The sequence below is a fragment of the Clostridium sp. genome (assembly GCF_036781005.1).
Lineage (GTDB): Bacteria > Bacillota > Clostridia > Clostridiales > Clostridiaceae > Clostridium_B.
On the sequence record NZ_DAIQBT010000034.1, the window covers coordinates 17,330 to 31,763 of the forward strand.

The 14,434-nt window shown below is 30.4% G+C and carries 15 protein-coding genes; 3 read left to right on the plus strand and 12 right to left on the minus strand.

The genetic code is table 11. From position 1 onward, the window contains the following. Nucleotides 1-105: 105 nt before the first annotated feature. Entirely contained in the window at nt 106-1,998 is a 1,893-nt protein-coding gene (locus V7Q02_RS12620; protein WP_333861381.1) for a sigma-54-dependent Fis family transcriptional regulator, read from the minus strand. 221 nt (nt 1,999-2,219) lie between these two features. Between V7Q02_RS12620 and V7Q02_RS12625 the strand changes: the two genes are divergently transcribed. The 3 genes from V7Q02_RS12625 (at nt 2,220) to V7Q02_RS12635 (ending at nt 4,569) form a co-directional block, all read left to right on the plus strand. Beyond that, on the plus strand, nt 2,220-2,690 hold the full coding sequence (locus tag V7Q02_RS12625) for a ferritin family protein (RefSeq protein WP_333861382.1): 471 nt from the start codon (nt 2,220-2,222) through the stop codon (nt 2,688-2,690). A gap of 89 nt (nt 2,691-2,779) precedes the next feature. Then, nucleotides 2,780-3,766: a hypothetical protein gene (locus tag V7Q02_RS12630; protein WP_333861401.1), complete on the plus strand. Its 987-nt coding sequence runs from the start codon at nt 2,780-2,782 to the stop codon at nt 3,764-3,766. After that, on the plus strand, nt 3,766-4,569 hold the full coding sequence (locus V7Q02_RS12635; RefSeq protein WP_333861383.1) for a protein-glutamine gamma-glutamyltransferase: 804 nt from the start codon (nt 3,766-3,768) through the stop codon (nt 4,567-4,569). The genes V7Q02_RS12630 and V7Q02_RS12635 overlap by 1 nt, the downstream gene beginning before the upstream one ends. A 67-nt stretch (nt 4,570-4,636) precedes the next feature. On the opposite strand, the gene V7Q02_RS12640 is transcribed toward V7Q02_RS12635, so the two are convergent. The 11 genes from V7Q02_RS12640 to V7Q02_RS12690 form a co-directional block, all read right to left on the minus strand. Further along, nucleotides 4,637-6,052 carry a L,D-transpeptidase family protein gene (locus V7Q02_RS12640; RefSeq protein WP_333861384.1) on the minus strand — a complete coding sequence of 472 codons (1,416 nt, stop codon included), beginning with the start codon at nt 6,050-6,052 and terminating at the stop codon, nt 4,637-4,639. Nucleotides 6,053-6,383: 331 nt separating this feature from the next. Further along, on the minus strand, nt 6,384-6,644 hold the full coding sequence (locus V7Q02_RS12645) for a hypothetical protein (protein ID WP_333861386.1): 261 nt from the start codon (nt 6,642-6,644) through the stop codon (nt 6,384-6,386). A 177-nt stretch (nt 6,645-6,821) separates the two neighbouring features. After that, nucleotides 6,822-7,379 (minus strand): beta-class carbonic anhydrase, encoded by a 558-nt coding sequence (locus V7Q02_RS12650; protein WP_333861387.1) that lies wholly within the window; start codon nt 7,377-7,379, stop codon nt 6,822-6,824. A 38-nt stretch (nt 7,380-7,417) separates the two neighbouring features. Then, the gene (locus V7Q02_RS12655; protein WP_333861389.1) at nt 7,418-7,639 is read right to left on the minus strand and encodes a YdbC family protein; all 222 of its coding nucleotides are present in this window, start codon (nt 7,637-7,639) and stop codon (nt 7,418-7,420) included. 120 nt (nt 7,640-7,759) lie between these two features. Then, nucleotides 7,760-8,587 (minus strand): alpha/beta hydrolase, encoded by an 828-nt coding sequence (locus V7Q02_RS12660; RefSeq protein ID WP_333861390.1) that lies wholly within the window; start codon nt 8,585-8,587, stop codon nt 7,760-7,762. A 167-nt stretch (nt 8,588-8,754) separates the two neighbouring features. Beyond that, nucleotides 8,755-9,261 (minus strand): DUF1097 domain-containing protein, encoded by a 507-nt coding sequence (locus V7Q02_RS12665; RefSeq protein ID WP_333861391.1) that lies wholly within the window; start codon nt 9,259-9,261, stop codon nt 8,755-8,757. Between the two features lie 12 nt (nt 9,262-9,273). Then, nucleotides 9,274-10,035, minus strand: a complete 762-nt coding sequence (locus tag V7Q02_RS12670) for a 5-oxoprolinase subunit PxpA (protein ID WP_333861393.1) — start codon at nt 10,033-10,035, stop codon at nt 9,274-9,276. Between the two features lie 2 nt (nt 10,036-10,037). Further along, nucleotides 10,038-11,402 carry an acetyl-CoA carboxylase biotin carboxylase subunit gene (locus V7Q02_RS12675; protein ID WP_333861394.1) on the minus strand — a complete coding sequence of 455 codons (1,365 nt, stop codon included), beginning with the start codon at nt 11,400-11,402 and terminating at the stop codon, nt 10,038-10,040. A gap of 13 nt (nt 11,403-11,415) precedes the next feature. Then, the gene (locus V7Q02_RS12680) at nt 11,416-11,634 is read right to left on the minus strand and encodes an acetyl-CoA carboxylase biotin carboxyl carrier protein subunit (RefSeq protein WP_333861395.1); all 219 of its coding nucleotides are present in this window, start codon (nt 11,632-11,634) and stop codon (nt 11,416-11,418) included. Nucleotides 11,635-11,663: 29 nt separating this feature from the next. Then, on the minus strand, nt 11,664-12,647 hold the full coding sequence (locus tag V7Q02_RS12685) for a biotin-dependent carboxyltransferase family protein (RefSeq protein ID WP_333861396.1): 984 nt from the start codon (nt 12,645-12,647) through the stop codon (nt 11,664-11,666). Continuing rightward, nucleotides 12,607-13,659 carry a 5-oxoprolinase subunit B family protein gene (locus V7Q02_RS12690; protein WP_333861397.1) on the minus strand — a complete coding sequence of 351 codons (1,053 nt, stop codon included), beginning with the start codon at nt 13,657-13,659 and terminating at the stop codon, nt 12,607-12,609. The genes V7Q02_RS12685 and V7Q02_RS12690 overlap by 41 nt, the downstream gene beginning before the upstream one ends. Between the last annotated feature and the right edge of the window lie 775 nt (nt 13,660-14,434).

The window sequence follows — 14,434 nt, forward strand, 5'->3', positions numbered from 1 at the left end:
GTTATAAATGGTATAATAAGCATTAAAAAAACTGTTGTAAAAAACAACATTATTCATCTAAAAAACGTTGTTTTTTACAACAATGTTGTTTTTTTATACATTTTATCAAAAATTAATTTCATATTTTTTCATCTTTGTATATAATGTACTTCTATTTATGCCCAAAATTTTAGAAGCCTTTGATATGTTACCTTCACAATTATTTACACAATTTATTATTGCTCTTTTTTCCCATTCCTCTAAAGAACACATATCATATGTAAAACTCTTATTATACAAGTTATTTTGTTTATTATCTGAAAAATTATCTTGAAAGTAAAAAGATGTACTTCCATTCATATTCACAATATTTTCAATGCAATTTTCTAATTCCCTTACATTTCCAGGCCAATTATAGCTTAAGAGCTTTTCATATACATAAGGCTTTATCCTTGGAACAGGTTTCTTAAGCTTAAAAGCTTTTATCTCCAAAAAATAATCTATAAGTATTTTTATATCCATATCTCTTTCTCTTAGAGGCGGCACATATATAGGAATTACATTTAACCTGTAATATAAATCTTCACGAAAATTTCCTCTTTTTATTTCTTTCCTTAGATTTTTATTGGTAGCTGCAATTATTCTCACATCTACTTTTATACATCTATTTCCACCTATTCTGGTAACACAATTTTCCTGAAGAACCCTCAAAAGATTTACTTGCATATCCAAAGGCATTTCCCCAATTTCATCTAAAAATAAAGTTCCCCCATTTGCAAGCTCAAATTTTCCTGCACGCCCTCCATGTTTTGCTCCTGTAAATGCCCCCTCCTCATATCCAAATAATTCGCTCTCTATTAAGTTCTTTGGTATGGCACCACAATTTATTGCTATAAAACTTTTGTTCTTTCTATCACTATTATTATGGATGGATTGTGCAATAAGTTCTTTTCCCGTACCACTTTCTCCTTGAACTAACACCGTAGAGGGACTATTAGATATATTTTTTAACTGTTCTTTCAAATTTATCATTTTTTCACTCTTAGCAATTATATCGTCAAATGTATACGTAACAGATCCGCTTATATACTTATTAACCAAATTATATATATTTTGAATATCCTTAAATGTAACTACCATTCCTGTAATATCATCATTTTTATCCTTTATAGGATATACATTGAGACTGAATCTCTTTTTTTTATCTGAGTACAAAATTTCCTTGTCCTTATATACATTTCCTGATCTCAGTTCATCAAGTATATATTGCCAATTATAAAGAACACTGTCTACATTTTTATCTATAATATATCTTCTATCTATTCCAAGCATACTACAAGCACTATCATTTATAGCTTTAACCATTCCATTATTATCTACAGCAAAAATTCCAAAATCTATAGAGTTCATAATTCCATTTAGATATTGATATGCTTTAAATAATTCATTTTGAGATTTATTTAATTTTAAGTCATTTTCAATAAATTTTACCGCAGATACAACTAATCCTAATGTATGGGGATGAGCCAACTGACATTTTCCAGTTAGATTCAAACACCCTATTATATCTCCTTGTTCATTATGTATAACAGAAGCACAACAGGTATATCCCTGAAAAATATCTATAAAATGTTCTTCACCTGAAATTTGAACTGATAAATCTTCAAAAATAGCAATTCCCATTGCATTTGTACCTGCACTTTTCTCACTCATATCAGCACCTTCTACTATTCCAGCATTTCCTTGTTCTGTTACTATATCCTTATCTCCTATAATGGTTAATACAACTCCGTTTTTATCTCCAAGATACAATGAAAAACCTGACTTGTTTAAAAAATCATAAAGTATCTCCATAAATGGTCTGGCTATTTTTATGACTTCACTATTTTTATTTGTTATTTTCTCTAATTCTTTTCTCTTAAATATTCTTTTAGGCTTTGATATACCCTTTTCAACATGGTATTTAATACATCTATTAAAAGATCTGCTAATTATTTCATTATGAGTAGATAGTTTCATTTCATATTACCTCCTTTTTATTATTATAATTTAGTTTTTAATACTTTTTCTAGATTTTGTCCAAACTAAAGAAAACAATTTCGTATTTAATTTCCATAATATATGATATAATTTACATCTACAAGAAAGTGAAGAAGTTACTATTAAAAATCCTAAAAATAATTCTCTAAAATATAAAATTGCACTAATATATTAAAATCACTTAACAGGAGTTGAATAATATGTCCTATAAAATATTTGATCTGATTCAAAGCCTTATTGATATTGAAAATATTTCCTTAAAACTATACTCAAAAATAGAAAGAAACTTTAAAAATGAATCCCCAAAAATAAGTATACTGGCTAAAACCATTGCAAAACAAGAACAGAAGCACATTGAATACTATGAAAATTTGTCACAGAGCCTAAAGGGTAAACTAGATGATTCTATAGATTTTTACTTTTACGATAAAATTTCAGGACTTTTATTTGAATTTAAAAAAAATATAAAAATACCTAAAGTAAATACTCCAAGGAGCCTAGTTGAATTTGCCATAGAGTTTGAAAGAAATAATGTGGCACTACTTTTAAACATTCAAGGTAGATTACTACAAAACATAAATGATATAAATAACAGGATTTATAAAGTAATATCCATTATTATAAAAGAGGAAAAAGAGCATGAAAATATGTTTTTAGGATTACTAAAATAATCTTAAAAAAATTCATCAAATTCTAGTATAAATTATATCTATAAAAATAAATATGTATGGATAGATATATTAAGGAGATATACAAATCCATGTATAATTTAGATCCAAATGCCTTAAGTTTTTTAGATAAAATTAGGATTGACAAGGGAATAGAGGAATTGAAAAATTTTTTCTTTCAATTATCTAAAAAAAATTTTAAAAAATCACTAGAATTTATCAATGATAAACATTTAGGATTTAATATTTTATTTATTCTTAAAGAAATACTTCAACAAAATAACCTATTTAACAGTTTAACAGGAAAAAATAAAGCAGCACTTTTAATTATAAAAGAAATACTAACAGATAAAAAATATGATTTAGCCTCAGAACAAATATCCTTTGATTATATAGAAATAATCCATTCAGTTCTTAAATGGATACTTGAAACTGGATTTTACGATGATGGCATAAGTGATGAATACGATGAAGTTTTAGACATTACCTCCATACTTCTAACAAAAGTTTATAGAGATACTTCTCTTCTGCCTATTATGGCGAACATGATTTTTCATAGATATAAAAAAGGATTTTTCATACATGATCTGGTATGGGGGTTCTTTGAATGTGCCAATCCAAAAAGTTTGAATATTATTGGAGAACGTCTTCTATCTTCTAGTATAGAAGATGTTAAAATAGCATCTAAATTGTTGAACTTTATACCCGGAATAGATAAAGTTGCCAGCAAGGAAAAGAAATACACTCTCTTTTTAAATTGGATGAAAGAAAATAGTGCATTTCTAGAATATACTGGTGAAAGTTTTCACCAAACCACAAATCCAAAACCTTATAAAATAGTTCTTGAAGGTAAGTATTTATGTAAAAGTATCTCCCCTAATACAGGGAAAACCTTATGTTCCCCATCAGAAAAAGAATCTAATCTATTGAACCAGTTCAAAAAACTGAATTATAATACCAAGGTGCTGCTTGCAAATTTTTCCTTCAAAATACATTGTAAAAACATATATTTATGGCATATATGGTGTGAATACTCTCTTGAAAAACAAATAAAAATTGCTAGAATAGGAGTATTTTAATGATTAAAATTTCAGACAATAATTTTGATGTAAATTCAATAATATCCAAATATAGCCATAACAGTATAGAAAGATATATTCTCAATGAGCTTTCCTCCAGCAGCCAAACTTATCATTATAATTCCATAGAGGAATTGAAATTCGAACTAGGTTTAAGAAAAAATATTGTAGATGCATCCATAAAATTAAGTATGAGCAAATTTCGTTTTCGCACTTTTCGTAAGTCCATATGCAATCCTGAGTACTGGGAAAGAACAAGACAAGGTGGCTTTCTATTAAAGGAAAGAGTAAGGGCTTCTGCTGCTATTGACGATATTTATAAAAACAGCAGCAAATATGGCACAGAATGTGCTACGGCAATAGTCATAGTATACTATAAAGGATGTCTTGATTCCTTCCATGAAAAAATTTTTGATTCTACTTTTAAAAATATATATTTAATGGATTGGCAAAATACAGATCAAAATCTTTCCTTAAATGTTTTTGCTGAAGTTAAGGACTATCTACCAGGAGATTGCAGATACTTTAAAAATCCTGAAGTAAATCCCTTAACTCCGGAGTGGCAGGGTGAAAATGTAATTGTACTGGGAAATGGGAAATATTATGGCCACGGAATAGGCATAAGAACTGCCGACGAAATAATAACAGCATTAAATAAACGTCGTATTATAGGTGCAACACATTCAGCATATCTATTAGATTCTGTTACAAGACCGGATTTTAAACAATTGGCAGGTATTTATTTTAATGCCTCTTTAAGAACCAATACAATATCCCACATTAAATCAAATCATCCAGAATAGAAATATTATTACAATAAAAAGATTCCCATGGTGTAAATCAGGGAATCTTTTATATTCTAAAAAACATCTAATAATAACATACAATAGGAGTACCTACTTCAATATTACGAAATATGGTCTGTGCTAAACCATAGGGTGAATTTACACAACCATGAGAACCATTTGTCTTGTAAATTTGCCCTCCAAAGGAAGTTCTCCAACTTGCATCATGAATTCCAATGCCTCCATTAAACGGCATCCAGAAACTAACAGGTGAGTTATAATCCTGCCCTTTTAAAGTAGCATTTTTTTCCTTATACTCTAATTTATAAATTCCTCCAGGTGTTGCAGTATTTAAACTTACATTACCTGTAACAACATCCCCCTCTACTATCAAGGAACCATTTTTATAGAACCACATATGCTGACTTCCCATATCTATCTCTACATATGTATTTCCAATATCATTACTGCCGTGAGAAACTGCTGTTTGGGTATATGCTGGTTCTTTCGTTATAGTTTGTCCTTGTTTTATTGCTGCAATTAAATCCTGTACTTCTTTGTGTACATTAATTTGCCAACCATAGCTTCCGCCACTGACATTTAAAGTATTTCCCGATGATGTACGAAAGTTTCTTGTTATACCAACAGTATCATAAGTATTGGCAAGTGATTCTATATACTCATCTACCTTTTCTTCATCAAGTGTAATATTAAAATTGTCATCTACTACAAACCATTTATTAATTGTGGATCCATCTAAAACTTCTTTACTATCTCCAAAAGTATAAGTGACCTTTGAAGCTACATATTTGTTCAGCATATCCCTGGCTTTTATAACCTCCTTAGATTTTGAAGTATATTTTGGAGTTATATAACAATTAGCAGCTTCTAAGTCTATTGTTGATTCCATTTTGGCTACGGCGTCTTTTGTACATTTTAATAAAAGATCTTTGTCTACTTTATTACCATTTACTCGCTCTACAATAACAAAGGAATTACCTGCATACTTAAAGCTAGGCTCTTTAGGCTCAATTATATTGCTGCCTGTAAGGCAAGATAAGTTGTCCACCTGTTTTGTTAACTGCTCTTTGTCGTATGAAATATCTGCTGTCATATTAGAATTCTCTGTACTGAAAAATGCCACTACCCACTTGAAAGGATTTTGTTTATCTTTAAAATTTTGAAATTGTTCATATGACTTATATTTCAAATCAATATCCTTTGCTCTAATTTGTTCCTTTTTACCATTTTTCTCCTTAATATTCAAGGTATATGTATTCAAATCCGCTGCCATCTGTTTCTTGACTTGTTCTACTGTTTTACCTGATACATCCCTACCATTAATCTTAGAACCAAAATATAAGTGCTTCATAAAATACACTGACCCAACTAAATATACAATAAGTAAAGCGCAAATAAAAATTGCCATCCTTGCGACAATCTTATTGCGCCTATCTACAATTTCCATAGTATCTTCCCTTCTATAACCTAGTTTTTTCATAATCGTTTTTCATATGCCCTTACTAAATACCATTATTTTATATGTTTTAACAATAAAAATGCCTAAAAAGACTAACTTCAAATAAAATTATAGTCATAAATAAGTGCTATTAAATAACAATTATAGTCATAATTTCTTATATTATAACATTTATGATTGATTAATATCAATATAATTTTTAAGGTAATTATTTATATTTTTAAGTCTTTAACTTGATTAAAATAGCCATTCATTTCCAATACATTTTAAAGGAAAAGATTCCCATGATAATATTAACAGGAATCTTTCACATTAAAAAAATTCATTTCAAATTAAATACAAGAAAGCTTAACTATTCTTTAATTAAATCTCCTTCTATATTTCTAATAATAGCCGTTTCATCTGGCAAATCTCCAATTTCAATTTTTATTTCCGTACAAATATCTATTAAATTTTCATTATAATTTTTAAGATATTCAAATAAATTATTAGAATTAATACAACTGTGTTTATTTACAATAACCGACATACTATTTACCTTTGAAATTCTTTCTTTTTTACAACATTCATCCAGCCCTCTTGATATTTTACTTAACAATATAGTATTCTGCATAAAAATCCTCATCTCCCCAATATTTTTTTATTATAATATTTGATATTATTTATATATTCAAATTTATTACAATTATGTATAATAAAAATTTATTGGGAAAATATTTTTAAACACAATAAATTATTTAACATATGCTAAAAAAACATTCAATTAACCAATCATATATTTCTATATTTTTTAATATCCATTAACTACAACTTCTAACTTTCCCGTCTCCGGATCCATTATTAAACCATGAATTTTTATATCTTCTGGAATCAAAGGATGCTTTTTTATTAAATTTACACTTTCCTTTACAGATTCTTCTACAGAATTAAACCCCTGCAGCCATCTTTTTATATCAATACCCGCATCAGATAAAGTCATTATAACATCACTAGCAATTCCCCGTTTTATAGCCTGTTCTAAAATTTTATCTGAATTCAAATTACTCATACCGCAATCATGATGACCAATTACGAGAACTTCATCTGCCTGAAATTCATATACAGCAACTACAATGCTTCTCATTATGCTGCCAAAGGGATGCATTACAGAAGCACCGGCATTTTTAATAAGCTTTACATCTCCATTCTTAAAGTTCAGTGCTTTTGGAAGAAGTTCCGTCAATCTAGTATCCATGCATGATAAAATCACTAATTTTTTATCCGGTTTTTTAGATGTAGTATATTTATTATACTCTTTATTTTCTACAAAACAACTATTATACTCCAATATCTGCTGTAACTTATTCATGGTGTTTCCTCCTAAATTTTTAAGTAAATTCATATTATCTACAGTTTCACTTCATTTAATATATTCTTCAGTTTCTTTAATTCTTCATTAGTTAAAGTAATACCTTTACCCATTTTTGTATGTTCCGGTGACCAGTCTCTAATATCAAATTTAGCAGCATTATTATTCCAACTTATTAGATTCAGTTCTTTTTTCCATCCCTTTGGTGATTCTGAAATAATTCCTATAGTTTCTTTTATATCATACTTTATATCTGCCATAATACGCCTTCCTTCTATTATTGATTAAGTTCCATTATATAAAAAAATCCAACCTAATGCAAAGTGCATTTAAGCTGTAAACTTGTAAAAATATCATTTCAAACCCACCTAATAATTCTTTTAAATTCTTTCTTCTATCCATTTATGTATATCTTCTATGACATTCTCTTTTTGATCTTTTTCACTTAATATTTCATGGTAACATTCAGGATATATTTTCATGGACTTATCTTTTGAACTTATATTGTTAAAAAACCACTTGGATTCCTCATTTTTAACTATTCTATCCTTTTCCCCATGAAGAATAAGACAAGGATACTCATAACCTTTTACATTTTCTCCAATCCATTCAGCTCCCTTTATAAAAGATTCTCCCAGAAGCTTTATATTAGTTTCCCTTAGTACAAGAGGATCATTATTATAATTTTCAATCACTGCTTTATCTCTACACATGAGTTTAGCTAACATATTAGGAGATTTTTCCCTCGGATTTTTTTCAAAATAATTATCCTTTTTTAAACCCTTAAAAGCTGGAGGTTCTAAAACTGCAGCTCCAGATAATATTTGTCCCTTTAATTTATTCTTATATCTTATTCCATAACCTGCAGCAATAAATCCTCCCATACTATGGCCAAACATAAAAATAGGTATATCTTTATTATCTCCTTTAGCCATGTTTACTAATTTATCGGCATCCTGAAAAAAATACTGGAAATCCTCTACATATCCCCTCTCTCCTCCCGATTTTCCATGCCCTCTATTATCAAATCTATAAACAGTATACTTAAACTCATTTAACTTTTTTGTAAAATATTCATATCTCCCTGAATGTTCACATAGTCCATGCACTATTACAACCACAGCTTTCGCAGAATCCACTACATCTTTTGTATAAAATAGTTCCACACCATCAAATGTGTTAACTTTTCCTTTTAAATGATTTGACATACATATCACTCTCCCCTTATTAAATTATTCTACAAAAGATTTCCTTCTCCTTGAAAGTGTTTTTTAAAATTTTGTATAAATATATCCTATTTATTATTCAAGTAAGTGAAGACAACATTTAACCCAGTAATTTATAAATCACTGGGTTATATAAATAATCATTCTAATTATTCTTTATCTTTAGCTGGTATTGTAAGAAGTATACTTAAATATCCGAAAATAGGTCCTAATGCATTACCAATTAATGCCCACACTAAGGCTATTAAAATGTCATAGCTCTGTATTCCCGTTTTTGGAAAGAACCCTCCATAGAACACTGCAAAGGTAGTAGAATAAGCATTAAATGCAGATAAAGAACAACTAGTATAGGGAATCCTCAAACAAATCATAAGTAGAAAAACAGTTATAAGTACTGCTATCATCATTGCAGGCATGGATGGCATAATTTTCCCCAAAACATTAATAAGAACTATGCAAAGTGCCGCAAGTAAGGCTCCAGGTAACATTGAAGGATATATACTTTTCATGGTGGAAGGAGTTGCACCTAATGCAAAATACCAGGCCCACCCTATAAATAGTGCCCATACAGGAAATCCCAAACCAGGAAGTGAAACTAAACAGGAAAGAGCAGCAAGTACAGCAACTACAATTTCTATAGGAATTTTTGCCTTCATATACTTCCTCCTTTAAACATATATATTTGATATACTACTTAATTCTACGCCATTTGATGTTAAAACTTCTTTAATTTTTTTTACTACCTGAACAGCATTAGGAGAATCACCGTGGACACATACTGTAATTCCATCAGCCTTTATAAATTTACCTGTTACCGTTTCAATTTTCTTATCCTTAGCTACCAGAAGTGCCCTTTCTGCAACTTCTTTAGGAGAACGAGCTTTTTTGGTTCTTTCAAGTACCCAGTTACCTGAATCATCATAGTCCAAATCAATAAGTATTTCCGAAATCATTTTAAGCTTTTTCTGCTTTCCCTTTTCAAAGGCAATAGTGTTTCCAGGAAGTACAATGTAGAGTTCTGGATTATATTCTTTAACTGTATCTAAAAAACAATCCACATATTTCTCGTATTCAGAAACCATACGATATAGTATTCCATGGGGCTTGATATGCTGCATTTTTAAATTATTTACTTTCAGAAATCCATCCAAAGCTCCAAGTTGATAAATAACATCTGCCCTCAGTTCTTCTTTAGTTAAATTGATCTCTCTTCTTCCAAAGCCCTGTTTATCATTAAGTCCCACATGTGCACCAATTGCAACACTATATTTTTTCGCAAATTGTATTGTTTTTTCCATTACTAGAGGATCACCTGCATGGAAACCTGTGGCTATATTAGCAGATGTTATATATTTCATAACTTCTTCGTCATTACCTAATGTGTATCTTCCAAAACTCTCCCCCATATCTACATTTATATCTATTTTCACAATTATACCTCCACTGTAGATTTAGAAACGTTTATAGTATCTATAAATGAAGTATCAAAATCACCTGAAATATACTTCTGATTTTTTAATATATTTAAATTTATAGATATATTTGTTTTAATGCCTTCAATTTTGAAATCATATAGAGCTTGTACTAATATTTTTATGGCCTCATCTCTATTTTGCCCCCATGAAATTACTTTAGCTAGCATTGGATCATAATAGGGAGGTACCACACTTCCTTTTTCAAGTGCATGTTCAATTCTCAAATACTCAGAATCTATATCTGGAAAACTTATATCTTCAACTGTCCCTGGAGAAGGTATAAATTTTACAGGGTCTTCTGCATATACTCTACATTCAACAGAATGACCCTTAAGTACTATATTCTCTTGGACAAAACTTATTTTTTCTCCATATGCAATTCTAATTTGGTTTTCCACTATATCAAGGCCAGTTACAAACTCACTAACAGGATGTTCTACCTGAAGCCTTGCATTTACTTCGATAAAATAAAACTCTCCATTTTGATCTCTTATAAATTCCATTGTGCCCGCACCTTTATAGTGCATTTTAGATGCTAATTTTTTAGTATAACTATATAATTTTTCTCTATCTTCTTCTGTCACAACAGGAGAAGGAGATTCCTCAATAATCTTTTGGTATCTTCTTTGAATAGAACACTCTCTTTCCCCAAGACATATACATTTTCCAAAAGAATCCATGATAAATTGTATTTCGATATGCCTTGGATTTTTTATAGCTTTTTCTACATAACAGTCAGAAGATGCAAAAGCAAGTGTTCCTACACGACAGAGACGCTGAAATATATTTTTTATATCATCACCATTTTCAGCAACTTCTATTCCTTTGCCTCCCCCTCCTTTATCCAATTTCAAAAGAATGGGATATCCTATAGAATTTGCTATATACAATATTTCATCAACATTACTCACTAGATTATCAGAACCCGGAACTACAGGTACTCCTACAAAATTTGCAATTTCCCTGCAATAACACTTGGACTCTATTTCTTCCAGTATTTTCGGAGATGGTCCAATCCATGTTGCGCCAAATTCTGAAATAGCCTTTGCAAAAGAACTATTTTCTGACAAAAAACCATACCCTGGGTGAACTGCATCCGCCTTTGAACTTTTTAACACTTTAATTATTTCATCAATGTTCAAATAACTCTTCATTGGATTAGCCGGTCCGATATTATAGGCTTCATCTGCCTTTTTTATATATACAGCATTTTTATCCGCTTCCGAATATACAACTACAGTTTTTATGTCCATCTTTTTACAGGTATTTATGATTCTATTTACAATTTCTCCTCTATTTGCTATAAGAATTTTTTTAAACATAATTATGCCTCCATTATACCTCTAATATAACCATAGGAGTACCTATCTCCATTTCATCCCATTCCTTTGCCAAAATACTTTTTACTACACCGTCGTCTTGAGCACATACAGGAATCTCTACTTTCATGCAGTTTAATACTGCAACTTCCTGATTTTTTGTAACCTTATCTCCTTCATTAACTACTACACGAGCAACAAGTCCAGGCATATGAGCACATACCTTTTTTTCCATATCCATTCCTCCTAATAAACATTTATTCTTTATAATAGAGAATCTTCTGTAAGCATTTTACTTCTATCTTTTCTCGCCTGCACAGCTTCATCCCTAGTACAGTAAATTAACTTTATATAATCTCTTGATGGAGTTCCCTGTCCTATTTTCCACAAATCTGAATTAATTACATTGGCAACACATATATATCCTCCAAGAGTTGGACCATCTGCAATTAAAATAATTGGAGTATTTCCGCATATATTTATGGCTCCCCTCATATTATACCCATGGTCTACAATATTTGAAGGATGACTGCCCCCTTTTCCGCCATCCTCTCGTGAAAAAAAGTAAGATGGTATCTCTGAAATTCTATATGCAGAACGATTTGAACTATAAGAAATTTTAAATTCATTACTAAATAAATAATCCATCCCCTCTTCTGTTACATAGTCTGGTACTGAATTCATACCGGGAATAGCTCTTAACTCCCATGTCCTTGAATACTTTGGAATTACTTCTGGTTTTAACTTTCGTCCTTCCAAACTGCTAAGTTTATTAATAGCCTTCCCTATTTTAATTTCATCCCCAGGTACCAGTCTTCTGCCTTCAAACCCACCATAAGAACCAAAAACACAGGTAGATTTACTTCCCAAATATTTAGGTACATCGATTCCTCCAGCAACACATATATAGGACCTAAATCCAAATTCTCCAAAGTGAGAAAATTTTAATATATCTCCCCTATTTACTTTAATAGATTCCCATAAATTAACTTTTTCGTCATTAATAGTTGAATTCATGTCCGTGCCAGTAATAGCTATAATCATTTCCTCTTGAAATTCTGCCTGAAAATAACCTCCTGCAATTTCTATCCCTGCCTCACCTACTTTATTCCCTACGAGCAAATTACCCAGTTGAAGTGCTAAGCTATCCATAGCGCCTGCTGCTGCCATTCCAAGACCCATATAGCCCAATCTTCCTGGCCAATCCTCAACAATAGCCTCTATTCCTCCATTTTGTATCTTTATCATTTTTACACCTCACTTTATAATATTTAAAGCCTAGGAGCCTTCTTTGTGCCTTCCTCCTGTTTTTCTGAAACTCTTTAGTTCCCTTTACCACATCATCTCTTTTTAAAAATTCTAGATATTCCTTTACAACTATTTGTCCATTTTCAATTTCATATTTATAATCAGTCTTATCATGTACATGCCCATATATATTTATCAATTCTTTCTCTGTAATTTCATAAAACTTAATTCTATCTCCTGAAGGTTTATATAAAAATGGGCTTTCCTTAAATTGAGGATGTTTCATACTAAGCTGAAATGTAGGTATGGTTCTTCCAAAAAGTTGATATCCGCCTCCTGTAGGAGTAGTATAGGTAAATACACAAGGCCCTCCAATTCCCACTGCCCCTTCAGGAGTCCAAATTCTAGGCGGATTATACTTTGGAACTACAATGCCACACCTAGGATCCATAGGCCAAAAAAATCCACCTCCAGGCCAAAATCCACAACCACTGTTATACCAATATGTATTTAACAGCATTTTTTTGATTTCATCTACTGAAATTCCATTACACATAGCCATATATTCAAGATTATATCCATTGATTATATTTGGAGCTTTAGGTCTAACTTCTTTTTCGTATTTTTCCACTGCCTTTTTTGTTTCACTATCCTCAAATGCAATAGGCAGATATATAATTCTTGAATCAATCACCATATCCTCTATACTTGTAATTGAATCTTCTGCATCTTTTATTTCATCAATTATTTTTTCTGCCGAAATTTCTATAGGATCAAAATGTATCATATTTGTTCTGATACCCGGAAGAGTTTCAATAAGCCCTGTTATATTTTTCCCCCTTATCAATTCATCTACAGCAAGCATTCTAAAAGAGTCTAATATATCTGCCCGTTGTTCCCTGCCATATTCAATTTGAATAAAACCGTCACCTGCCTGTCTAAAAAATACTTCTATTCTATTTTCTGTCTCAGGCATGGTGGATAAAATTACTTCATACTTACTTTTTTCCATTTATTTACCCTCCTTTATATAATTTTTATTACGCATTCTGCATGGCAGCATAGAAATCATATTATTAATATAAATGTATTTTAATTAATATTTATTCTATTTAATATATTAATTAGTATCTATTTATTAATTATTTTTTATATATATTATCATATTATCAATTCACTGTGTATGTTCAAAAAGGACAATTCGAACGTCTTTTATTTATACTAATACTACAAATGCTTATTGTATATTTATCCATATAAGGAATTATAATTATTATATATCTAATCATTTCTATTTTAGTTGCTCTTTAAATCCCTCAATAATGCACCTTACTAATTAAATATTGCATGTTAAAAGAAAAATATATTTAAAGCGTTATAAGCCTATAAAATTATCGATAGTGTAAAGTGTGCTATGAAAAAATAACGCTTAAAGAATGCTCGTAAGAGCTCATGAAGTTGCTTATTTTTTTCAAAGATAAAGTCAGTTTGTTATAATCGCCACCCTTGACTGCATGACAAATAAATGCTCTGAGATTGTCACCGACGGCGAAGAAACTCAAAAACAGATAGATTTCACCATCTTGTTCACAGCATTTTAGCATTTATTTGTAACGCCATCAAGGGCAAGCCCGTAGGGTGGCTGGGTATTTACCTCTGGCTCAAAATCTAAAAACAAATAGCATTTAAGCCACTGGATTTTCTTGCATATTTAGAAAGGTGCGATTAAGACGCTCTACTATTTGCTTTACCCAGCGGAACTCTTCAGATACAGCATCATCATTAGT